Annotated in this window: 27 protein-coding genes; 12 read left to right on the top strand and 15 right to left on the bottom strand. The window is 61.4% G+C overall.

Features of this window, described 5'->3' with window-relative positions; translation table 11 throughout:
- Window positions 1-185 precede the first annotated feature (185 nt).
- Genes EA462_RS10855 through EA462_RS10845 form a run of 3 tightly spaced genes read right to left on the bottom strand, consistent with a single transcriptional unit; the run spans window position 186 to window position 2,258 of the window.
- Window positions 186-593, bottom strand: a complete 408-nt coding sequence (locus EA462_RS10855; protein ID WP_124178597.1) for a hypothetical protein — start codon at window positions 591-593, stop codon at window positions 186-188.
- A gap of 4 nt (window positions 594-597) precedes the next feature.
- Window positions 598-1,281, bottom strand: a complete 684-nt coding sequence (locus tag EA462_RS10850; protein WP_124178596.1) for a hypothetical protein — start codon at window positions 1,279-1,281, stop codon at window positions 598-600.
- Window positions 1,281-2,258 carry a hypothetical protein gene (locus EA462_RS10845; protein WP_124178595.1) on the bottom strand — a complete coding sequence of 326 codons (978 nt, stop codon included), beginning with the start codon at window positions 2,256-2,258 and terminating at the stop codon, window positions 1,281-1,283. The genes EA462_RS10850 and EA462_RS10845 overlap by 1 nt, the downstream gene beginning before the upstream one ends.
- 600 nt (window positions 2,259-2,858) lie before the next feature.
- On the opposite strand from EA462_RS10845, the gene aroA reads away from it, so the two are divergent.
- The 3 genes from aroA (at window position 2,859) to EA462_RS10830 (ending at window position 6,038) form a co-directional block, all read left to right on the top strand.
- Window positions 2,859-4,154 carry a 3-phosphoshikimate 1-carboxyvinyltransferase gene (gene aroA / locus EA462_RS10840; protein WP_124178594.1) on the top strand — a complete coding sequence of 432 codons (1,296 nt, stop codon included), beginning with the start codon at window positions 2,859-2,861 and terminating at the stop codon, window positions 4,152-4,154.
- A gap of 230 nt (window positions 4,155-4,384) precedes the next feature.
- On the top strand, window positions 4,385-5,347 hold the full coding sequence (locus EA462_RS10835; protein ID WP_124178593.1) for a hypothetical protein: 963 nt from the start codon (window positions 4,385-4,387) through the stop codon (window positions 5,345-5,347).
- A 136-nt stretch (window positions 5,348-5,483) separates the two neighbouring features.
- Window positions 5,484-6,038: a hypothetical protein gene (locus EA462_RS10830; protein ID WP_124178592.1), complete on the top strand. Its 555-nt coding sequence runs from the start codon at window positions 5,484-5,486 to the stop codon at window positions 6,036-6,038.
- 264 nt (window positions 6,039-6,302) lie between these two features.
- Here the strand turns inward: EA462_RS10830 and EA462_RS10825 are convergent, their stop codons facing one another.
- From EA462_RS10825 to EA462_RS10815, 3 genes are all read right to left on the bottom strand, one after another.
- Window positions 6,303-6,956, bottom strand: a complete 654-nt coding sequence (locus EA462_RS10825) for a bifunctional 4-hydroxy-2-oxoglutarate aldolase/2-dehydro-3-deoxy-phosphogluconate aldolase (protein ID WP_124178591.1) — start codon at window positions 6,954-6,956, stop codon at window positions 6,303-6,305.
- A 386-nt stretch (window positions 6,957-7,342) separates the two neighbouring features.
- Window positions 7,343-8,581 (bottom strand): mandelate racemase/muconate lactonizing enzyme family protein, encoded by a 1,239-nt coding sequence (locus EA462_RS10820; RefSeq protein ID WP_124178590.1) that lies wholly within the window; start codon window positions 8,579-8,581, stop codon window positions 7,343-7,345.
- A 105-nt stretch (window positions 8,582-8,686) separates the two neighbouring features.
- Entirely contained in the window at window positions 8,687-9,757 is a 1,071-nt protein-coding gene (locus EA462_RS10815; RefSeq protein WP_124178589.1) for a glucose 1-dehydrogenase, read from the bottom strand.
- 204 nt (window positions 9,758-9,961) lie between these two features.
- Between EA462_RS10815 and EA462_RS10810 the strand changes: the two genes are divergently transcribed.
- Window positions 9,962-10,117: a rubrerythrin-like domain-containing protein gene (locus EA462_RS10810; RefSeq protein ID WP_124178588.1), complete on the top strand. Its 156-nt coding sequence runs from the start codon at window positions 9,962-9,964 to the stop codon at window positions 10,115-10,117.
- Between the two features lie 39 nt (window positions 10,118-10,156).
- Here the strand turns inward: EA462_RS10810 and EA462_RS10805 are convergent, their stop codons facing one another.
- The gene (locus EA462_RS10805; protein WP_165872048.1) at window positions 10,157-10,531 is read right to left on the bottom strand and encodes a CBS domain-containing protein; all 375 of its coding nucleotides are present in this window, start codon (window positions 10,529-10,531) and stop codon (window positions 10,157-10,159) included.
- A 26-nt stretch (window positions 10,532-10,557) separates the two neighbouring features.
- On the opposite strand from EA462_RS10805, the gene EA462_RS17295 reads away from it, so the two are divergent.
- Together EA462_RS17295 and aroC are read left to right on the top strand one after the other, a co-directional pair.
- Entirely contained in the window at window positions 10,558-10,707 is a 150-nt protein-coding gene (locus tag EA462_RS17295; RefSeq protein WP_165872047.1) for a hypothetical protein, read from the top strand.
- A 26-nt stretch (window positions 10,708-10,733) separates the two neighbouring features.
- The gene (gene aroC / locus EA462_RS10800; RefSeq protein ID WP_124178587.1) at window positions 10,734-11,888 is read left to right on the top strand and encodes a chorismate synthase; all 1,155 of its coding nucleotides are present in this window, start codon (window positions 10,734-10,736) and stop codon (window positions 11,886-11,888) included.
- A 13-nt stretch (window positions 11,889-11,901) separates the two neighbouring features.
- Here the strand turns inward: aroC and EA462_RS10795 are convergent, their stop codons facing one another.
- Entirely contained in the window at window positions 11,902-12,090 is a 189-nt protein-coding gene (locus EA462_RS10795) for an HVO_0649 family zinc finger protein (protein WP_124178586.1), read from the bottom strand.
- A 139-nt stretch (window positions 12,091-12,229) separates the two neighbouring features.
- On the opposite strand from EA462_RS10795, the gene EA462_RS10790 reads away from it, so the two are divergent.
- The 4 genes from EA462_RS10790 (at window position 12,230) to EA462_RS10775 (ending at window position 17,426) form a co-directional block, all read left to right on the top strand.
- Entirely contained in the window at window positions 12,230-14,089 is a 1,860-nt protein-coding gene (locus tag EA462_RS10790) for a bacterio-opsin activator domain-containing protein (RefSeq protein WP_124178585.1), read from the top strand.
- Window positions 14,090-14,308: 219 nt separating this feature from the next.
- Window positions 14,309-14,497 (top strand): DUF1328 family protein, encoded by a 189-nt coding sequence (locus tag EA462_RS10785; RefSeq protein WP_124178584.1) that lies wholly within the window; start codon window positions 14,309-14,311, stop codon window positions 14,495-14,497.
- A gap of 271 nt (window positions 14,498-14,768) precedes the next feature.
- Complete coding sequence (locus EA462_RS10780; RefSeq protein ID WP_124178583.1) at window positions 14,769-16,694, top strand: aldehyde ferredoxin oxidoreductase family protein; 1,926 nt, start codon at window positions 14,769-14,771, stop codon at window positions 16,692-16,694.
- Window positions 16,695-16,859: 165 nt separating this feature from the next.
- A complete protein-coding gene (locus tag EA462_RS10775) occupies window positions 16,860-17,426 on the top strand; it encodes a metal-dependent hydrolase (RefSeq protein ID WP_124178582.1) in 567 nt (188 codons plus the stop codon).
- Window positions 17,427-17,468: 42 nt separating this feature from the next.
- Here EA462_RS10775 and EA462_RS10770 read toward each other — a convergent pair whose 3' ends face one another.
- Window positions 17,469-17,852 (bottom strand): winged helix-turn-helix domain-containing protein, encoded by a 384-nt coding sequence (locus tag EA462_RS10770; protein WP_124178581.1) that lies wholly within the window; start codon window positions 17,850-17,852, stop codon window positions 17,469-17,471.
- Window positions 17,853-18,050: 198 nt separating this feature from the next.
- Here EA462_RS10770 and EA462_RS10765 point away from each other — a divergent pair, with 198 nt between their 5' ends.
- Both EA462_RS10765 and EA462_RS10760 read left to right on the top strand, forming a co-directional pair.
- Window positions 18,051-18,725, top strand: coding sequence for a helix-turn-helix domain-containing protein (locus tag EA462_RS10765; protein WP_124178580.1), 675 nt, complete (start codon window positions 18,051-18,053; stop codon window positions 18,723-18,725).
- 218 nt (window positions 18,726-18,943) lie between these two features.
- The gene (locus EA462_RS10760) at window positions 18,944-19,093 is read left to right on the top strand and encodes a DUF7560 family zinc ribbon protein (protein ID WP_124178579.1); all 150 of its coding nucleotides are present in this window, start codon (window positions 18,944-18,946) and stop codon (window positions 19,091-19,093) included.
- 13 nt (window positions 19,094-19,106) lie between these two features.
- On the opposite strand, the gene EA462_RS10755 is transcribed toward EA462_RS10760, so the two are convergent.
- From EA462_RS10755 to EA462_RS10730, 6 genes are all read right to left on the bottom strand, one after another.
- Window positions 19,107-19,559: a pyridoxamine 5'-phosphate oxidase family protein gene (locus EA462_RS10755; RefSeq protein ID WP_124178956.1), complete on the bottom strand. Its 453-nt coding sequence runs from the start codon at window positions 19,557-19,559 to the stop codon at window positions 19,107-19,109.
- A 131-nt stretch (window positions 19,560-19,690) separates the two neighbouring features.
- Window positions 19,691-20,050, bottom strand: a complete 360-nt coding sequence (locus tag EA462_RS10750; protein ID WP_124178578.1) for a hypothetical protein — start codon at window positions 20,048-20,050, stop codon at window positions 19,691-19,693.
- Between the two features lies 1 nt (window position 20,051).
- Window positions 20,052-20,318, bottom strand: a complete 267-nt coding sequence (locus EA462_RS10745) for a hypothetical protein (RefSeq protein ID WP_124178577.1) — start codon at window positions 20,316-20,318, stop codon at window positions 20,052-20,054.
- A gap of 65 nt (window positions 20,319-20,383) precedes the next feature.
- Window positions 20,384-20,701, bottom strand: coding sequence for an AzlD family protein (locus tag EA462_RS10740; RefSeq protein WP_124178576.1), 318 nt, complete (start codon window positions 20,699-20,701; stop codon window positions 20,384-20,386).
- Window positions 20,691-21,515, bottom strand: coding sequence for an AzlC family ABC transporter permease (locus tag EA462_RS10735; RefSeq protein WP_207891653.1), 825 nt, complete (start codon window positions 21,513-21,515; stop codon window positions 20,691-20,693). Before EA462_RS10735 ends, EA462_RS10740 begins: the two co-directional genes overlap by 11 nt.
- 23 nt (window positions 21,516-21,538) lie before the next feature.
- On the bottom strand, window positions 21,539-21,835 hold the full coding sequence (locus EA462_RS10730; RefSeq protein ID WP_124178574.1) for a ubiquitin-like small modifier protein 1: 297 nt from the start codon (window positions 21,833-21,835) through the stop codon (window positions 21,539-21,541).
- Window positions 21,836-21,928: the final 93 nt, after the last annotated feature.

The raw sequence follows: 21,928 nt of genomic DNA, 5'->3' as shown, positions 1-21,928 counted from the left end.
CTTCCACTGGCCCGAAACATCGTAGCGACGACCGACATCGACCCCGACTGTCACCTCCAAGTACAAAACCAGTACGCGATGTCGAACCCGTGAGCACACCCTCTTCTTCCGATACAAATCCCTGATAGATAGCTGAAAGTCCGTTTTCCCCTACGTTCAGAGATGATCACCGAATAGACGGGGGATTAGACGACATCCCTCGAGATGCTGAGTTTGGCGTCGGGCGTGTGCCCAACGTGGATCCAGGCACCAGCACCTGGGCTGATGTCGTCGGTGAGTTCGACGCTGTCTCGGTCGGTGGCAGCGGTCACGGTTGCCTCGAACTCCGCTCCGATGCCGAGATCGGGTTTTTTACTCGGTGGCGACCCGTCTTCCTCGGGTCCAGCGAAGCCATCGAATTCCAGCGCCTCGTCGTAGACGACTTCCACGGTATCGACGTTGGTGATCGTTACGTCGATCGTGATTGGGTCTTCGTGCCAATTGCTGATACTGATGTACTTTGGTTCTTCACCTTCGATATCCAGACAGCCGGCTGCCAAGATTGCTCCGACGGCCGCCGCGTTTCCGAGGACCGACCGACGTGTGCTTGGCATCAGTTCAATATTCGTCACTCAACCAACGAGTAGCTTCTGATTCGGTGCATCCAGAGAGGTCAGGCGTCCAGTTGGGAGACCCCGAAGGATCACCTTCGTACCCACAGAATTCGGACGGGGGGTGATTGGTGTCAACCCCGGGGAGCGAAAGTGCATACCCCGTCGCCATCGGCGTAATGGTGGCCTGAAACCAGGATTCCTCAACGTGACCACAGGAGTGGTCGTCACTTCTCGAAACGTGCGTTCCTGGGCAGTTGTCGTCGCCGTTCATCAACGAGTGGAGGAGTTCGTGTTTGACTATATTTCTGAAAGCACTTTCGCTCCCGATAGAACTCTCCATAAGGTACGCATTGGCAACTGCGTAGCAGCTATCATCGGATCGGAAAAAACTCCGACTAGCACCCGCTGGGACCTCGCTTGACAGGTCGCGTTTGTAGAGGAGAAGTCCCTGATTACCATCGGGGACGAAGTCAGCGTGTACTCCTGGGATGTTTCGGTACTCAAGTTCATCCAGATAGTCACTGTAATCATTATGATCGGGGCCATCTCGTGTGCCGTGGGAGGTGGCTGAAGAGTCAGTCCCAAGTTGGTCCGCGAGGTTTCCAATGGCGTCCACCGCCACGCTGAAGGTGTCATCGTCGACGTCCTCGTCCCGGAACATCGTTATATCCAACGCCGGACTGGACATTAGCAACCCACCCCCCTTGTGACGTCGATAAACAGAAGTTCCGACCCGATTCTCGCCCAGCGACGATCATCGAGTGTCGAAGTCGGATCCACGTTGATGCGCTTGAGGAACTGTGCGACTGCTTCGTTCGGCTCACCTTTCTCGGTGATACCCCCCTCACTTGCGGCCATAAGAACTTCTTCTTCCTGGGCTGAGAGTAGCGATAATTGATCGTCCACCGCGAGTTGCTCCGTTGCGAACCACTCGTCGAATTCCGCGGCCGTCTTCGCGACAGATTCGGTACGGACATCGTAGACCTCTACGCTCGCCTGCATCGGCCGGAGAAAAAGACGGTGATAATCTCCGGTTTCGTCTTGGACGTAGTGGGGGAAATCCACGTCGGCCAACTGGGTCGGAACGTTCTCGGACGAACCGAACACGTACCCGCGCTGGCGGGGCTTTGCGTCATCGACTGAAGTGTCGGGGTCCGTTTCGAGCAGGTGCAGATACCGCTCGCGGCCGATCGCACCGTGAATTGCCTCCCAAGCAGCGGAGGTGAACTCGTCGACCGGGGTGACGGAGTCCGTTTCGAGCTCCTTTCCGTCTACGGACTCGGCGACGAGTACCGGTGTCTCTCTTGTTTCACGACCGGAAAATGAAACGTCGTACTGGTAATATTCGTCGTCGACGACGAAGCCAGTACCACGAACCCACGGTCGTTCGTACCGGATGGTTCGACCGTTTTCGATAGCGATGTTGATCGTCGACTGTGCATCGTCAGCGAGCGTCTCGAACTGATCCGGTACGACCACGGCAGGTGACCTGTCGTCGTATCGTTCGATCTCGACAGTCAGGTGTCGGGTTGCACTCCCGATCTCGTCCGGGGTTCGTTGTTGATCCTCGTCGCGAGCAGCGGCAACCGAGGTCAATCCAGCAGTTGCCGAAGCTCCTGCCGCAGCGAGGACTATACGACGGGGCAGTGGGTTGTCTTTCGACATGCCAACTATTGTTGGCCGACCAATAATATAAATTCTCCTACTAGATAGAGTATTATTTTATTTTCTTTTATTAGTGTATACAACTATATTGCTAGTTTCATTACCTGAGTGTTACTAAGAACAGGAGAAGGAGAAGACCGTGATACGAGTCTGCCTTAGGTCACTTTTCTTGAAAGCCTTCGTCAGTGAGAGTGAACCACTCGATCAAACTTCCCAACTGAGTGTAGCTTCAACTGACCGTGTCATACAATGATTCTTTCTGTACACGATTCGTCGTCTTAATCGTGAGAAAACAGCTAGCTAACGATATTCCGGCTAAACGCTAATTGTGAGTTGTATAATCGTCAGGAAGGGAGACGTATTCTATGACACGCTAAACCGTATGAAGCAGGCGGCATCGGTCGACGGCCCCCAACGGGGCGAGCACGTTCGTCGTTCGAATTCGATCCCGGCGAGGAAGACGAACCGGCGAACCGCCCTCGAGTGACGGAAGCGGGTCGCCGGTACCGCAATCGACGAGACCGGCGATTTATCCCGCGCCGATCCGACACCATTCGCCGGATCGGTACCGGTATAGGGAATCCACCCCACAGACCGAGCATGCACGTCACGATTTCGCCCTCGAGCGTCGAGGGGACGATCCGGGCACCGCCGTCGAAGAGTTACACCCACCGAGCGATCCTCGCGGCCGGCTACGCCGATCGGACGTCGGTTCGGGACGCGCTCTGGAGCGCGGACACCCGCGCGACCGCCCGGGCGGTGGAGCTGTTCGGCGGTGACGTCGACCGACGCGACGGCGGAACCCTCGAGATCGAGGGCTTCGACGGAACGCCCGGCGTCCCCGCGGACGTCATCGACTGCGATAACAGCGGAACGACGATGCGTCTCGTCACCGCGACTGCTGCGCTGGCCGACGGAACGTCGGTGCTCACCGGCGACGAATCGCTTCGCTCGCGGCCCCAGGGTCCGTTGCTCGAGGCGATCACCGATCTCGGCGCACAGGCAGCGAGCACCCGATCGAACGGGCAGGCTCCGCTGGTCGTCACCGGCCCGATCTCCGGCGATGCGGTCTCGATTCCGGGCGACGTCTCCTCGCAGTACGTCACGGCGCTGTTGATGGCCGGCGCGGTGACCGACGACGGCCTCGAGCTCACGCTCGAGACGGAACTCAAATCCGCGCCGTACGTCGATATCACGCTCGAGTTGCTCGAGGCGTTCGGCGTCGACGCACGGCGGACCGACGACGGCTTCGCGGTCGAGGGGGGACAGCGCTACGGGGCCGAGAGCGGCGAGTACGCCGTTCCCGGGGACTTCTCGTCGATATCCTACCCGCTCGCGGCGGGCGCGATCGCCGGTGAGAACGGCGTTCGAATCGAGGGCGCCCAACCGAGCGCACAGGGCGACACCGCCATCGTCGAGATCGTCGACCGAATGGGCGCGAGCGTCGACTGGGACCGCGACGCGGGAACCATCGACGTCACGACGGGATCGCTCGAGGGGATCGAGGTGTCGGTCGAAAACACGCCGGACCTCCTGCCGACGATCGCGACGCTCGGTGCAGTCGCCGACGGCGACACCCGGATCACGAACGCCGAACACGTTCGCTACAAGGAGACCGACCGCGTGAGCGCGATGGCCGAAGAGCTCGGGAAGATGGGCGTCGAGACGACCGAAGAACCCGACTCGCTGACGATCCACGGTAGCGACTCCCGACTCGAGGGTGCGACCGTCGAGGGACGCGGCGACCACCGGATCGTCATGACGCTCGCGCTGGCGGGACTCGTCGCCGACGGCGAGACGACGATTACGGGTGCCGAACACGTCGACGTCTCCTACCCCGGTTTCTTCGACGCGCTCGAGGGGCTCGGCGCGTCGCTCGAGCGTCGACGGGAGTAACATCGATGCGAACACGACGGAGAACTGAACGCTTCTCGCGGCTGAACGGATCGTTCCGACACGGTATCCGGATAGTGCCGGCAGTTAGTTCATCTTCCGAATGAAATCCGATTTCTGATGGACGTGAATGTCGTCGACTCTGCAGTGAACGAACGCTGTATTGACTCGGATTCGGACGCTTTCACAGCCCCAAACCAATCTTTTTTATTGTTCGTTCAGTCGTCCTCTCTATGAGATCTAATCCGATATCTATCACCCGAGATATTATCAAGAATATCAACACAGACTCCACTGTCTCAGTTCCTCTCGAATATAATTCGGGCTCGATGACAGTGCTTGATCAAGACACCCGCAAAGGGATCTATTCACTGTTGAAAAAGAAGACATCAGTAGAAGACGTAAACGAAATCCGGCGTCTGTCATACGAATGGAAAAACGGGAGCTTTTGTGATGAAGGCCAAACCCTGGAGAGAATATACGATTCCTTCCTCGATATCGACCGTCCGCTCCGTGGAAACGGTGGTGAGTTAGCGGGACGACCGTCCCGAGGCAATGAAGACACGGTTTTGGAAGTAATGTACCGACTTTCCTCGCACTACATTAATTCACACAATGGTGTGTCTGAAGTGTATCGGGGTGTGAATACCTATGATGGGATGATCGAAGCGGTTTTGGACGCGTTGAATCCGGAGAGGAACAGTACAAACCTTGATCTCACCAAGCTATCAAATTTCACGCTTGATCGGGGAACAGCGGATTATCATGGACTGGTCGTTGTGCGCGTCGACTTGGAACCTAAACAGGCAGCGATTGCTGCGGATTTTTTCCTACCGTATTCAGAAACTGATCATACTGAGATACCAGCCGCAGACGAAATCTCAAAGAACGAAGGCGAAATACGTCTGATTGGAGATACAGTTCCTGACATTACCACTTCAAAGATCACTGTCAAAGACGGTAGGAAGCCCATCTCCTTATTATTTGATCCCGCAAACCAAAATACGATCGAAGAACATGATTATGCTGCGGGTATTATTAAAAAAGTCGCTGATGAGAACGAGGTTATTCCAGACGCAGCTATAGACGCCGTCGAAAGTTGGTTCTTCAACTATTTCCAGAAAGATCCGAATAAGGCTTTGAACATTAAAGCACAGGTTGAACAAGTGCTTGACCGATCGATCCATCTCCACTGATACGGTTTACTGTAAATCAACGCCGGCGCATCCGTGAACCAGGCGGCGGGTATGCCGGTAAATCGTTACAGTAATCCGTATGAGAAGCCGGCAGAAGGTTTTAAGGGCCTAGTAGTGTAGTTGAAACTAACAACCGATGAGTATCGATTTGACCGAGCGGGAAGAACAGGAATGGCTTCGTCGAGAGGCACCACCGCTTAGATACTCAGAGCTGGTTTCTGATGAAGAGGTCTTCCAGGGTGTTAAAAAGCAACTGTTACCCCATTTTGCAGCGAAACTTGAAGAGGTCCTTTCCTCGGACACTCGTGATATCTTTGTTTATCTGCGTGAACCAGAATACTATCTCATTGCACGGGTAGCGCTTGATTCGGCATCGAAAACAACGATTGAAGAAGTAACAAATGAGGCCAAGCGGATTGCTTCCGAAGAGGACGTCTCTGCTCGCGAGTTTGCGGAACTATATATGGAAGAAATGACCGGTGCTCTTTTCGAGCGAGTTAATGAGATGAGGCTTCGAATGGTCGCAAAATTCATTGCGAAAAACCGGAGGAATGAATTGCGGATGACGGAATCAGGTGCTGACGAAGATGAACCAGATCACAATTCGTCTATAGACACAGTCAAAGATCAGTCCGGCTTACGCTGGGTTGAAGAGGAGCTTCCCAAATATAAACGGAAGATAATAGCTTAGGCGCGACACCCACACGAGTTCCCCCTCATCTGCGGCTACGATAACTCCGGACGACTCGTCGGGAATCACTCGTATCCGGGCTACGGATATGATTTGAGTTTTGACGATCGTATACCGAAAAACGGAATCCTCGTGTCGCAGTTGTTTGATACGGTTTACTGTAATCATTGCCGGCGCACCCGCCGCCCGGGTTGCGGGTGCGCCGGTAAATCGTTACAGTAATCCGTATGATAGCGAGACGAACCTCCGTCGAACGGATCGAAACTAGTCGGACCGAGCGTCTTCGACGGTCTCGACGAACGCCGCCGCGCTCTCGCGAACCTGATCCATGTCGCCCTCGGAAACGGCGTCGTAGTCGACGAGCGCGCCACCCGCGCCGACCGCCAGCGCGCCGGCGTCGAAGTACTCCGCGACGTTCTCGCGCGAGACGCCGCCGGTCGGGATGATGTCGACGCCCCCGAGCGGTCCCTGAAGTGCGCCGATGTGCCCCGGTCCGACGGTCTTCGCGGGAAACATCTTGAGGACGTCCGCGCCGGCTTCCATCGCGGTCACGGCCTCAGTCGGCGTCAGAACCCCGGGAGCGACGAAGACGCCGTGGCGATTGCAGGTGCGTACGACGTCGACGTCGACGTGGGGCGAAACGACGAACGACGCGCCGGCGTCGATCACCGACTCCGCGCTCGAGGCGTCGAGGACCGTCCCCGCACCGACGACCGTCTCCGTCCCCTCGAGTTCGCGGTCGACGGCGGCGATCTTCTCGGCCGCGCGGGTTCCATCCGCCGTCACCTCGAGTGCGCCGACGCCGGCCTCGTGGATCGCCCGGGCGACGGGGACGATCGAATCCTCGTCGACCCCGCGGAGGACGGCGAGGACGCCGCTCTCGACGATCCTGTCTTCGACCGCTCGCTTCTGGCTCATCGGGAGTCGCCCCCGGTCGTCCTGGCTAGGTTCTCGCGCCGGACCGAGCGCCGACTCGAGTCACGCGTCGTCGATGGGAATCGGGTCATCACGACCCCGTTCGTGACGCCGATGCAAGAAATTTACTCACTCACGAAAAACAGCCGATCTCTCGGACCGGCGATCGTTCGACCGACGGCCGGGACACCGGTCGTCGCGACTCGAGAACCAGAATCGATCGCTTCGTCCCTCGAGTGGCCTCTCGAGGCGTCATACGGTTTGCTGTGACTTTTTACCGGGGCGACCGCAGGACGGCTCGCGGTCGCCCCGGTAACGACTTACAGTAGACCGTATCATTGCACGTCGAACGGTTCCTCATCGTCGAACGGTTCGTCGCTCTCGACCAGCTACTCTTCGTCGAACAGTTCCTCGCCCTCGACCATGTGCTCTGCGACGGCGTCCATGTCGAGGGTGACGCCGAGTCCGGGCCTTTCCGGGATTTCGATGTAGCCGTCCTCGATGACGTCCTCTTCGACGAGATCCCCCCACCAGCCGAGTTCGTAGGAGTGGTACTCCACGGCGAGCGAGTTCGGGATGGCCGCACCGACGTGGGCGCTCGCCATCGTCGCGACCGGCGAGGAGACGTTGTGCATCGCGACCGGCATGTAGTAGAGATCCGCCAGATCCGCGATCTTCCGGGTCTCGCGCATCCCTCCGACTTTCGGCATATCGGGAGCGACGATATCGACGGCCTGCTCTTCGATGAGTCGGCGCTGGCCGTGTTTCCGGTAGACGTTCTCGCCGGCCGTAATCGGCGTCGTCGTCGACTGGGTGACCTCCCGCTGAACGTCGTGGTTCTCCGGCGGGACGGGGTCTTCGAGCCACCAGACGTTGTACTCCTCGAGACGCTTCGCCAGTCGCTTTGCACTCCCCGCGGAGAACGTCCAGTGACAGTCGAATGCGACGTCGGCGCGGTGACCCAGGCGTTCGGTGACCGCCTCGACGATGCTGACTTTGTGGTCGATCTCGACGTCGCGCAGGTGGCGGTTCGCGCGATCCTTCTCGTGGCCTGACGGGACGTCGAGGTCGAACTTGAGGGCGTCGTAACCCAGTTCCTCGACGACGCGTTCCGCCTCGTCGGCACAGGCGACGGGATCGGCTTCCTCCTCGGTGTGACAGTCGCAGTAGACGCGAACCTCGTCGCGGTACTTTCCGCCGAGCAACTGGTAGGCCGGCGTCTCGAGGATCTTTCCGGCGAGGTCGTGCAGTGCGACCTCGATGCCGGCGATCGCGGTGACGGTAACGCCGCCGATCGAGCCCTCGCCGGACATCTTCTGGACGAGGTGTTCGGTCAGCCGGTCGATATCGAGCGGGTTCTCCCCCCGGAGAAACGGCTTCATGCGCTCGACAAGCTCGGGCGCGCCGGCGCCCCAGTAGGCCTCTCCGGTGCCGACGATTCCGGCGTCGGTGTAGATTCGCACGAGCGTCCACGGGAAGTTCCCGTCGACCATCGTCGTCTGGATGTCCGTGATCTCGACGTCGCGTCCGCCGCCGCGCTCTCGAGTGACGTTCATCGACTCCGCCGAGAGTTCGCGCATCGTGTACTCGGCGTTCGGATCGTGGAGTGTAGAGTAATCGACGCCCATGTCTACGGTACTTACTCGTGCAATAGTAATAGTTACCATCCGTGCACCGGTCAGGTCCCCGAACGGTCAACGGAGCCGCCAGCGACCGGTTCTCGAGGACGACTGTCAGAGTTGATCGAACTCGACGGCGGTCTTGATGACGCCGTCGTTCGTCTCGAATGCGGACTCGTAGTTCTCGAGGTCGTAGATGCCGGTTACGAGGTCGTCGGTAACCCGGTCGGGGAGCTGTGCGAGCGTATCGACGGCGGCTTCGAAGTGCCCGCGATGGGAGTTGACGGTGCCGATCAGCGCCTTGTTGTGTAGCACCATCTCCCGGTGCAGGCGGCCACCGTCGATCTCGAACGTCCAGGGTTCGGGGACGCCGAGCAGGACGCCCACGCCGTTCGGAGCGAGTGCATCGACCGTTTCGAAGGCGTGTTTCGGGTAGCCGGTCGCCTCGTAGACGATATCGACTGCCTCGTGAGTCGATTGAATCTCGGAAACCGGCGTTTCACGGGAGTCGACGTACGTCGAGCCGAGGTCGTCGATAATATCGATCGTCGGGTCGGGCCGATCCCGGCGGCCGAGGCAGTAGGTGCGATCGATGCCAAGAACCGTCTCGAACATCGCGAGCGTGAGCAATCCGAGCGACCCGTTTCCGAGGACGAGCGCGGATTCCGGCTCCCACTCGAACGCCGAGCGACTGGCGACGGCGTGTTCGATCGCTTTCTCCGTGATGCTGATCGGTTCGACGAGAAACCCGAGCGGTGCCAGTTCCGCGGGAACGGGGACGAGATACTCCTCGGGGCTCGTGACGTACTCCGCCATGAACCCGTGCGCGCCGGCGATACCGCGTTCGACGTACTCGCCGGCCGGTGCCATATCGGGCTCGTCGTGCTCGAAGTACTCGTTGTCGAGTCCGGCCGGCGGGCGTCGAACCGTCGGAACCACGTACTGTCCTTCCTCGAGGGACGTGTCGTTCGGATCCTCGACGACGCCGACCGCCTCGTGACCCAGGACGAGTCGGTCCTCTCCGTCGGGAACCTCGCCGTGATGACCCGCGATGACCTCGTGATCCGTTCCGTCGACTCCCACGCGAAGCGTTCGGACGAGCGCTTCGCCGGATTCCGGTTCGGGACGAGGGCGCTCTACGAGAACGGGCGAACCCGTTCCGGGCTCGACAGCGATCGCGTTCATACTCGAGAACGGATGCCGATGAACAAAACATTTACCCAATTAGTAGTAAATATGTGATTTCACGTCCGTACCGTCGTGATCCTCTCGCAGTGACCCTCGAGTGGGTCTTCACTCGCGTCGACAGCGAGAGGATATGACACAGAATACTGTCACGGTATCTTTCGTATCCTGCATTTCTTGTCGGCGGCGACCGATGGACGATGTATGCCCCACGAACAGGATGTCGAAGGCGATACGGCTGACATCGACTCCGAGTTCGAGTGTCTTCAATGCGGAACGATCGTCACGGCGGAGACCCATCCCGGAACGTGTGACGACTGTGGCGGCGACTTCCAAAATCGGGCAAAATCGCTCGAGTAGGTGGGTGGCTCAACCACCCGGTCGAGGGAGCTCGGTCGATCAGGACAGGTGAGCGGTGACGTCGGTCGACGAGATCATCCCGACGTAGTCGTCGTCGACGACGGGCAGGTGTTTGATGCCGTACGTCGTCATCATCGCGGCGACCTCCTCCATGTAGAGGTCCGGAGCCGCGGTCTCGACATCGGTCGTCATCACGTCCGAGACGACCAGTTCGGTGACGTCCTGCCCTTCGGCGACGGCGTCGAGTACGTCCGTACTGCTGATTATCGCCCGCGGAGACGTTCGGACGACGAGCGCGTTGATCTCCGTTTCGCGCATCCGCTGCGTTGCTTCCATCACCGTTGCATCCGCCGACACCGTCTCGAGCGGTGTTGACATTACGTCTTCGACGACCGTTCTCTCGTCGGAACTCATACCGGTATCACACGGACACCGTGGTTATGGTTTTTGCGACCGGCGCGCTGTCGATCGTCGCAGGCGTCGTCCAGCTCTACTCGTTTCTCTTTCGCTACTGCGGCCTCGACCAGCTCGGACTGGACTGGGCGCTCGCAGCAGTCAGGTTTCGATCGGTCCCGAACCTGCAGGGCTAAGTGTCCCCACCCCAGATGATGTGATAATGAACGGGAATCGCTTCGGTCGTCTGTTCCAGGTGACCACGTTCGGTGAGAGTCACGGGAAGGCGATGGGTTGTACCGTTTCGGGCTGTCCGGCGGGCCTCGAACTCTCCGAAGAGGATATCCAGACGGATCTCGACCGACGAAAGCCGGGCCAATCGATGATCTCGACCAGTCGCGGGGAGCCGGACGACGTCACGATCAACTCGGGAATCCAGGACGGCTATACGACGGGAACGCCGATCGGGATGGTCATCCAGAACAAGGACGCCCGCTCGGGCAAGTACGAGCCGTTTATCACGGCTCCCAGGCCCAGCCACGGCGATTTCACGTACTCCGCCAAGTTCGGCACGCGAAACTGGGGCGGCGGCGGCCGTTCGTCGGCGCGCGAGACGGTCAACTGGGTCGCCGCCGGCGCGATCGCAAAGAAGCTCCTCTCACTCGAGGGGATCGAACTCAAGGCTCACGTCAACCAGATCGGAGACGTCGAGTCGCCCGAGGTGAGTTTCGAGGAGATGCTCGAACACGCCGAAGAGAACGACGTTCGCTGTGCACATCCCGAAACCGCAGCGGCGATGCAAGAGCGGATCGAAACCTACCAGAACGAGGGCGACTCCATCGGTGGCAGCGTTTACTTCGAGGCCCGCGGCGTTCCCGCCGGCCTCGGTGCGCCACGGTTCGACTCGTTATCGGCCCGACTCGGCCAGGCGATGATGGCCGTTCCGGCCGCGACCGCGTTCGAGTTCGGACTCGGCCGCGAGGCTCGCGAGTGGACCGGAAAGGAGCGCAACGATGACTGGGAGTTCAGCGAGGACGGCGATCCGACGCCCGTCGAGAACGATCACGGCGGCATCCAGGGCGGCATCTCGAGCGGCGAACCGATCTACGGCGAACTCACCCTCCACGCGCCCACGTCGATCCCGAAAGAACAACAGACGGCCGACTGGGAGACGGGCGAGTTGATCGAGGACGCACAGGTCATCGGTCGTCACGATCCCGTCCTCCCGCCGCGGGGCGTCCCCGTCGTCGAGGCGATGCTCGCGCTCACGCTCGTCGACTTCGTGTTACTTTCCGGACGGCTAAACCCCGACCGCGTCGACGATCAGCCCGGAAACTACGACACGGACTACCATCCGAGTAATCCGCGAAACGAGTGAGCGATTTCTCGGTCTAGAGCCGCATCTCCCTGGTGTCGACGGCGGAACAACTCGAGCAGACGAACTGATACTGCACGCGACTTCCGGACGTGGTCACGCGCCACCCTCCGTCGGTGTCGTGGTAGCCACACTGTCGACACGCCAGTTCCGTCTCCTCGAACTTCTCCCGGAGCCGTTCGAACGGACTGGTCTTCGGCACCATACATCACCATAGACCGTGATAGATAATAACGTGCAGGGGTATCTCCTCTCGAGTTGTCAGCTCTGCCAGCTGCCGGAATTCCTGCCCGGGTGTCCCGTCGACCACCGGATTCTTTGATGTTCCAATCGAACGGACCCTCATGGAGGACATCGAGCCACCGAATCGCATCGGCGGAGACGATCGCGGCTCCGCGGTGGCCGCACTCGAGTCCGTCGTCGATCCCGTCGTATTCGTCAGCGACGGCCGGATCGAGTACGCCAACGCAGCGGCGCGAAACGCGTTTTCGCTTCCCGATGAGCCGTGCGGGGCCGCCACGCTCGCATCGTGGGAGCGACTCGAGCGGGCGATCGACGAGACGACGGTCGGAACCGCGAGGCGGGTCGAACTCGAGTGCGAACCGGACCTCGCGCGGATTCACCGCGCCGCCGACGGTGCGACGGTCACGTTCGACTCGAGCGACGCGAGTGAGTCGCTGTCGGACGATCACGCGCTCAAAGAACGCGCGATCAACGAGGCACCGGTCGGGATCACGATTTCCGACCCCGACCGCGAGGATAACCCGCTGGTTTACAGCAACGACGCTTATCGCGACATCACCGGCTACGAGTACGACGAGGTGGTGGGTCGAAACTGCCGGTTCCTTCAGGGCCCCGACTCGGACGAGAAGGCCGTCGCGGAGATGGCTGCAGCCATCGCGGAGGACCGACCCGTCACCGTCGAGCTGAAGAACTACCGCAAGGACGGATCGTCGTTCTGGAACGAGGTTACCATCGCACCCGTACGCGACGAACGCGGGACCGTCACCAACTACGTGGGGTTTCAGAACGACGTTACCGCCCGCAAAGAGGCCGAGCACGAACTCGAGCGCCGAACCGAGGAACTCGAGTACACCCTCGATCGGGTCGAAGGTCTCGTCCAGGACGTCACCGCGTCGGTCGCGGGATCGACCAGCCGCGCGGAACTCGAGCGATCGGTCTGTGAACGAATCGTCGAGGAGTCCGCCTACGACGGTGTCTGGATCGGTGAACCGAACCCCGCCACCGGGGCGATCGACGTTCGAACGAGTGCGGGGAATCGCGGACGGACCGAGGGCTCTCCCATCGACGACGGCCATCCCGCGGTGGAGACGCTCTCGGACGGAACCGTCGTCATCGATACCGTCGACGGCGCGACGACGGCGACGTTCCCCCTGTTCGCGAACGAGATCGAGTACGGCGTCATGGCTGTTCGACTGGATCGCGACCGCGACGTCGACGATCGGGAAGCCGTTATTCTCTCGGCACTCGCCCGAACGGTCGCCAGCGGGATCAACGCCCGTGAAACCAGCCGGGTGCTCGAGACCGACGCCGTCGTCGCCGTCGAACTCGAACTCTCCGATCCAGCGCTCGTTCCCGCGGTACTCTCTCGGGAGGCCGACTGTCGACTCGAGTACAGTCGATCGGTCCACCGGACCGACGACGAGACCGCGTCGCTGTTTACCGCCACCGGAGCGGACGCCGAGACGATCACCGCCGCGACCGACGAACGCACCGACGCGAGCTGTCGGCTCCTCCTCGAACGCGAGGACGAATGCCTGATCGAACTCAGCGGCGGGGACGACCTCGTCGGCTGGCTCTCCGAACGCGGCGTTCGCGTCCAGTCCATCGACTGTGAGGACGGGACGGCCCGCGTCACGCTCGAGATCCCGCGATCAGCGAACGTTCGATCGCTCGTCTCGACGATCGAGAACCGGTACGATCGAGCGGACGTCTTCTCGGTTCGCCACCGGGAGCGAGACGACGAGACCCGGGGCGAGTTCGCGGCTCGAATCGAGGCCTCGTTGACCGACCGACAGTTCGCCGTTCTCCAGCGGGCGTATCTGGGCGGATACTTCGAGTGGCCTCGCCCGGTGACGGGTGAGGAACTCGCGGAGACGCTCGACGTTTCCCGACCGACCTTTCACGAACACCTCAGATCGGCGGAAGCGAAACTCTGCCGGGCGCTCTTCGATGACGACTGAGATCCGTCGGCCCTGGCGACCGCCGGCTCGAGCGTCGTCGTGGAACCGACCGAACCGCACACTGTTCGACCCGATCGGCTGTACCGACGACACGACCCGACGACGACCGGACGCTCACCGGTGAACGTCACCGTATTCGACGTGTAGGCTGCGGTTACGGGCGTGAACCGCGCTTGACGGTCGTGGGCGTTTATCCGATCGGTCGTGATAGCGAACGCCATGTTCGAGTTCACGACTCCGATGCAACTCGGTGGTGGCGGCTTCCTGTACTGGGCGATCGTCTTTTTCGTACTCGCGATCATCGCCGCCGCCGTGGGTGCCCGCGGCGTCGCCGGAATCTCGATGGAGATCGCACGGATCTTCGTGTTGATCTTCATCATCCTCGCGATCGTTGCACTGCTCTTGTAGCGGACGACGGTACGTTACTGTCGTGTTCTCTGGTGACGGGTGAGCCGACCGTCGTCGTCGTGGCCGATGAGAGTATCCGATTCGAGAATGTACAATCAGTTATCGAATAGCAATTCTTACCGATCGAAGTTGCTCGAAGTTTCCTCGAGATCAAGATATGGTGGCTCGATATCGTGTCGGATTCCGTTCCGGTGTAGTAACTACATCTGGTTACCTACTATTGGGAACGCATAACACGATGGATGCCTTATCTAAGGACGAACGATTTACTATGACAGAACTCGGCGGATTCCAGGACACGGTCGCACGCATCGACCTCTCCGAGGAGTCGATCGACTCCGAGTCGATCGACGACGAGGACGCACGGAAGTACATCGGTGCGCGCGGCCTCGGGGTGAAGTACGTCTTCGAACAGGGTGCCGATGTCGATCCGCTCGGTCCGGAGAACCTACTCGCGTTCATGAACGGGCCGCTGTCGGGGACCCAGGTGACGATGAGCGGCCGGATCGCCGTCTGTACGAAGTCGCCACTGACCGGCACCGTCACCGACAGCCATCACGGCGGCTGGTCCGGTGCGCGACTGAAGTGGGCCGGGTTCGACGGGCTCCTCGTCGAGGGCGAAGCCGACGAGCCGGTCTACGCCTACGTCGAAGACGGCGAGGTCGAACTTCGGGACGCCTCACACCTCTGGGGGGCTGGCGTCCACGAGACCCGCGACCGACTCGAGGAGGAAGTCGACGGCGCGTACGGCAAGAACCTCTCGCTGATGGCGATCGGCCCCGGCGGCGAGAACGGCGTCAAGTACGCCTGTATCATCAACGAAGACGATCGAGCGTCGGGACGCGGCGGAACGGGCTGTGTGATGGGGTCGAAGAACCTCAAAGCGATCGTCGTCAAGTCCTCGACGAAGATGCCAAAGCCCGCCGATCCGGAGACGTTCAAAGAGGGCCACCAGCAGGCCATGACGGCCATCCAGGAGTCGGACGTCACGGCACCGAACGAGGGCGGCCTCTCGATGTACGGCACCAACGTGTTGATGAACATCGGTGAGGAGATGGACGGACTCCCGACGAAAAACGGGAGGTACACGTCGACCAGGAGTATGCGCGAGGCCGAGGGCGTCGACATCGACGCCGAACGCGTCTCCGGCGAGAACGTCCGCGAGAACATCCTCGTCGACGAACCGACATGTCACTCCTGTCCGGTCGCCTGCAAGAAGGAAGTCGAGGTACAGGCGATGCACAAAGGCGAGGAGATGAACGTTCGGACGGAATCCTACGAGTACGAGTCGGCCTACGCACTCGGGCCGAACTCGGGACACACCGACCGCGACGCCGTCGCCCTCATGATCGATCGGTGCAACGACATGGGCCTCGACACGATCGAGGCGGGCAACATGATGGCGATGGCCATGGAGATGACCGAAGAGGGCAAACTCGAGGGCGTCGGGGACCTGGAGTGGGGCGACCACGAGACGATGATCGACATGCTCGAACGCATCGCTCGCCGCGAGGACGACCTCGCGGACCTGCTGGCCGAGGGACCACGTCGAGTTGCGGATCGGAAGGGGGCCCACGACAACTCGCTCGCGGTCAAGGGTCAGACGATCGCCGCCTACGATCCGCGCTGTATGAAAGGCATGGGAATCGCCTACGCCACCTCGAACCGCGGGGCGTGTCACCTTCGGGGATACACGCCCGCCGCCGAAATTCTCGGCATCCCCGAGAAGGTCGACCCCTACGAGTGGGAGGGCAAAGGCGAGCTCACCGCCGCGTTCCAGGATCTCCACGCCATATCCGACAGCTTCGACATCTGCAAGTTCAACGCCTTCGCAGAGGGGATCGAGGAGTACGTCCTCCAGTACAACGGCATGACCGGCCTGGACGTCAGCGAAGACGACTTACTCGAGGCCGGCGAGCGTATCTACAATCTGGAGCGCTACTACAACAACCTGGCCGGCTTCGACGGCGATGACGACTCGCTGCCCGAGCGTTTCCTCGAAGGCGGCATCCCCGGCCAGGGAGCGAGCGAGGGCGAGTACTGCGAACTCGAGGAGATGAAAGACGAGTACTACGACCACCGCGGCTGGGTCGACGGCGTCGTTCCCGAGGAGAAACTCGACGCCCTCGACATCGAGATCGGTCCCGGGACGGGAGTCAGTGGCGAAAGCGGTGCAGCCGCACCCGGCGACGACTAAACCCGATTCCTCCGACGGACCGGCCGGGAAGAACCCGTCTCGTGGTTCGATGACCGGCCGTGATTTTTCGACGATCTCCGACTCTGGAGTCGAAGATCAGGACTCGAGTTTCCGGCCGGCGAGCGTTCCGACGAGCATATGCGACCGTCGTTCGTATCGGATCTCATGATGGCCACGACCCACGTTTTCGCGGGGCTCGTGCTCGCGGCGATCGTCGCGCTGATCGCCCCGCAGTTCGCCGCCGTCGCCGCGTTCGCAGCGATACTCGGCGGTCTCTTTCCCGACCTGGACGTCGTCGCGGATCACCGAAAGACCCTCCACTATCCCGTCTATTACTCGGCACTCGCCGTTCCGACGCTGTTGATCGCGGTGGTCGTCCCCGGACCCGCGACCGTCGCTCTGGCCGTCTTCGTCCTCGCGGCCGCCGGCCACTCCGTTGCCGACTGCGTCGGCGGCAGCCACGAGTTGAAACCCTGGCAGGCGGGGTCGAACCGGGCGGTGTACAGCCACTATCACGGCCAGTGGCTCGAGCCTCGGCGGTGGATCGGCTACGACGGCTCACCCGGCGACCTCGCGCTGTCGGCAGTACTGGCGGTGCCCGCGCTGTTCGTGTTCGACGGGACGGTTCAGGTGCTCGTCGTCGGAATGCTCGTGGTTTCGATCGCCTACGCGACGCTCCGACGACCCGTCGCCGCGGGTGTCGACTGGCTCGTCAGGAGAGAAAACCAGTGACCCAGTCACCAGCAGGCGGCTCGCGGAACGCGCAAGACCGTATCAGTCGCCGGCGACGGGCGACGCCGCATCGGATTCGACAGTAGCGCTCGTCATTTCGATTTCGATACTTTCGCCGTCCGCGACCGAGACGACGACGTCGTCGAACGACTTTCGGTACTCGGTCGCGTGTTTTCCGGAGGTGTTGATCCGAACCCGTTCCTCGACGAGACCGGCGTCGGCCAGTTTCTCGACCTTTCGATAGGCCGTCGACGCCGGAATGTCACAGCGGTCCGAAAGCTCCGTCGCGGTCAGCGATTCGTCGCTCGTCGCCTCGAGGATCGCTCGACACGCGTCGTCGTCCAGTGCGCCCAGTACGGCCAGGGGATCGATAGGGGAGTCGTCGCTCGGACATCCTCGCGTCGCGTTGGGGTTCGTCGCAGACATCGTTCACTCGCTAGTACCGACCGCCGCTCCACCAAACGAATCCCACTAAATACAGGGTGGTTTATATCGGGTCGACTATTTCCGCGTCCGGAACGTCGGCCGATCGGTCGAGTACCGACAGCTCGCACCGCGCGTGACCGAACCTGGCGATCGAGCGGACGGAGGGTTTACCTGATCGGAGCCACCATTCACGAGGCGATGGCTTCGGGGATTCGTGCGGAGGTGACGATCGACGACCCGCCGAATTGCGTCGTGACGGCGGTCGCCGGCGAAACGGACGGGAACGTCCACTCGGTCTCGAAGAGTACGAACCCGGTCGCGTGTGATCGCGTCACCGAGGAGTTCGTCCTCGAGGCGGAGACGGCTCCGGACGAGGTCGACGTCGAGGCGGACCTCTCGACGATCTTTTCGTACGGCTCGAGTGCCGTCTACCGGTTCGATCGCGAGCTCGGCCGAGGATGTCCCTGCGAATCGGTCGAGCGCTTCGACTGTCCGGTGACGGAGGTTCGAGCCCGCGGCTCGTCGCTTCACCTGACGTTTCACGCACCCGATATGGAGGGACTCCAGTCGATTATCGGCGAACTCATCGAACAGTACCCGACGCTCGACGTAAAACGGCTGCTCCAGTCCGAACAGGAGCACTCGGCTGGAAACCTCGTGTTCGTCGACCGGAGTACGCTGACCGACCGCCAACGAGAAGTCCTCGAGACGGCCCACCGAATGGGCTACTTCGATCATCCCAAGCGATCGAACGCGGGCGAGGTTGCGGCCGAACTCGATATCACGGGGGCGACGTTCGCCGAACACCTCGCGGCGGCGCAGTCGAAGCTACTCGACGCGATTCTGGACGGCGAGTCCACCGGCGTCGAGTGAGACGATCCGTACCCGCCAGTACCGCAGCAACCGTCAACCCGCTGCGGTTGCACCGGTAATCGGTACGGCCGCACGAAACGCCGCCGCGAGGTGATCCGATCTCAAAGAAAGCTTCGGAACCTCCGCAATTTCGACATCGAACCGCAACCCTATATATACCGATCGCACAGCTAGTAGCGTAGTCAGGTACCGTTCAAACGTACGAGACGAACCCCGCCATGAGTAGACACCAATTTACGTGCCCGGAATGCGGCCAGGAAATCGAGGTCAACGAGTCGATGCGGGAGGCCACGTTGACACACGGCTGTCCGGTTTGTGGCGCATCGGTCACCTCGTCGGCGTTCGCGGAAACTCAGTCGACGTCGTGAGCGAACTCCGATCTTATTCCTCGCGTTCGACGTCGGTCCGGCGGCCCTCGAGCGAGACCGGCGCGAGCCGGTACAACTCGATGTCGAGTTCGTCCGTTCCCTGCGCCCAGATCTCGAACAGCGGCCGTTTCGCCTGCCCGTACTGAGCGATCTCGTTCGGCGTCAGTTCGGACGGGGGAATGTTACAGAGCGCTCCCGTTGCGATTACGCTTCGATAGGTCGATTGCGCCTCGTCGTAGACGACGAGACGCGCGTCGGGTTCCGAGTCGAGAAAGTCGCGCTTTTCGCTTTCTGCCGTCGAGACCAACCGCAGATAGATCGCACGCTCGCTCGCGTCGTATCCGTACGAGATCGGAATCGCGTACGGATCGTCCGATCGCGCGAGCGACAGCACCCCGGTTTCGTTCCGTCCGAGGAACTCGTCGATCTCGGCGTCGGTCATTTCGACTTCCTGGTTGATAGCCATCGTCTCGATGGCTTGCAAAAGGGGAAACGGTCTCTTTATAGTTGCCATCCCGGCGCTCGAGTTCGTGTCAGGCCGACGGGACTCTTCGATATGCCCGTCGGGAGTCGGTTCGCCGCGATCGCGGACCGCCGTTATTCGATCGCGATGAGTACCGCATCGCGGATCTCGAGGGCGGTTTCGAACGCCTCCTCCTGGTCGGTTCGACGGCCGAGTCGGCGGAACTGTTCTTGATGTGCGCGACGGACGGCCGAGCGCTCCCGGTCGTCGAGATCCAGTTCGGTTCCGAGTCCGTCCCAGTGATCGTCGGGCACCAGAAACGCCTCGAGTTCGTCGCCCCGATGGACGCGTTCGTACTCGCGGCGGTACCGTTCGCGGTTCGACCACAGGTGCGCCTGCCCGACCTCGACTATATCCGGTAATCTCACCGGCGGGACGCTCGCTTTCGCGGCGGTGAGAAGCAGTATCTGGCCGTCGATCGGATTGGCGGCCATCTCAGCCACCCGCGCGCATCGCCTTCCGTGCAAAGCGCTCGACGAGCGACTCGAGGTCGTCGTCGGTTCCCTCGAACGTTACGGTCACCTCGGTGAGCGACAGCGTCGGACCGACGGTGACCGATTCGGACGAGACCGTCGCCCGCCAGTCCGCTCCTTCGACGACGTCGTCGTCGATCCGTTCGCCGCCTAAATTTCGGAGATACCGGATCGCGAGTCGCTCCGAGATCCCTCGGAAGGACCGTTCGATACGCGTCGACGGTTCCATACCCCCGGTTCGGGCGCTGGACCGATAAAAGCGCGTTCGGTCGAGACCGACACCGCGGCCGCAGGTCAGACGACGGCTCGAAAGAGGACCACGCCGAGCACGCCGGCACACAGCGCCAGCAGAATGCTCTCGGTTCGCCACATGACGATCAGAACGACGCCGGCAGCCCCCCACTCCGCGGGACCTCCCGCCGTGAGTTCCGGGGCCAGGATCGCGATCACGATCGCGCCCGGCAACACCGACAGTCCGGCCTCGAGTCGCTCGCTCACCTCGACGCGGCGCACGAGCCAGATTCCGCCGACTTTCGTCACCGCCGTGACGACGGCCATCGCCAGGACGACGCCGACCACGACGGGATCGAGCGACAGCGACTCAGCCGTCAAACCGGATCACCTCGAGCGCGGCCGCGGCGAGTCCACCGAGCAGGATATACCACCGGCCAGGAATCGTCTGGGCCGCGAGGACGGAAACGACGAGCGCGACGAGCCAGGGGTGAAGCGACGACCGTCCGTCCCAGAGTTCGACCGCGAGCGCGACGAAAACGGCGGCGAGAACGAAATCGAAGCCGTACCTGGCCGGATCGCCGACGGCGCTACCGGCGATCGTTCCGAGAACCGTCGAGGCGACCCAACAGAGCCACATCGCGATCCCGCTTCCCAGAAGGAACGCGCCCCGTCCGCTCCCGGAGGCCAGCTCGCGCATCGTCAGCGCCCAGTTTTCGTCGGCCATGACGACCAGACTCCCGTAGATCTGCTTCGGTGAGAGGTGCTGAAACCACGGCTGCAAGGCGGCACCCATCAACGAGTACCGGAGGTTGATCGCGAAGACGGTGAACACGATCGTCGCGGCCGGAATCGGATCCGCCCAGAGTTCGACGGCGACGATCTGCGAGGCTCCCGCGAGCACGGTCGCGCTCATCAGTGCCGCCTCGGCCACGCTCAGGCCGGCCTGGTGGGCAAGCACCCCGAAGGCGATCCCGTATCCGCCGACCCCGAGCGCGACCGGTGTCGCCGTCAAAAACCCCGTTCGAAGACCCTCGAGACCGAACGTGACGGGCTCTCGGTTCGCGTCGACCGGCTGCTCGCGGTGTGCGTCCGGCTTCTCGGGACCGCCATCGCCCGTCTCATCGTCTCTACCGAGACCGACGTCTTCCGCCCCTCCGTCCTCGTCGAGTCCGGTTCCGTCTCTCTCGACCACGACGGTTCGAACGGCGAGAGCGCCTATATCCCTCTCGAAACGCAGCCGCCCGCGACCGGTGGGAACACCGACAGCACGTCGCCGTCCTCGAGCGTGGTCTCGGTTCCCGCCATGTGCACCACGTCACGACCGTTTTTCAACACGCTCAGTTGATCCCGAACCGCCCCGTTCTCGATCAGCTGCCCCTCGAGTCCCTCGTACTCCGATTCGAGACTCGAGAGAACGTCCCCGACGGTCTCACCGTCCTCGAACGTTCCCGTTCGTTCCTTCTGCCCGACGGCGTCGCGAAAGGTCGCGAAGAACCGAAGCTCGATCTCCATACCCCGTCGTCGTCCCGAGACGACATAAGTCCGGGCGACTTCCCGACTGCGGCATCCGACGATTCTCGGATCGCTCCCGCTCGAGGCGGCGTT

The sequence above is a fragment of the Natrarchaeobius halalkaliphilus genome, assembly GCF_003841485.1.
In the GTDB taxonomy this organism is placed as follows: Archaea; Halobacteriota; Halobacteria; order Halobacteriales; family Natrialbaceae; genus Natrarchaeobius; species Natrarchaeobius halalkaliphilus.
This window is presented reverse-complemented; position numbering and strand designations above follow the sequence as displayed.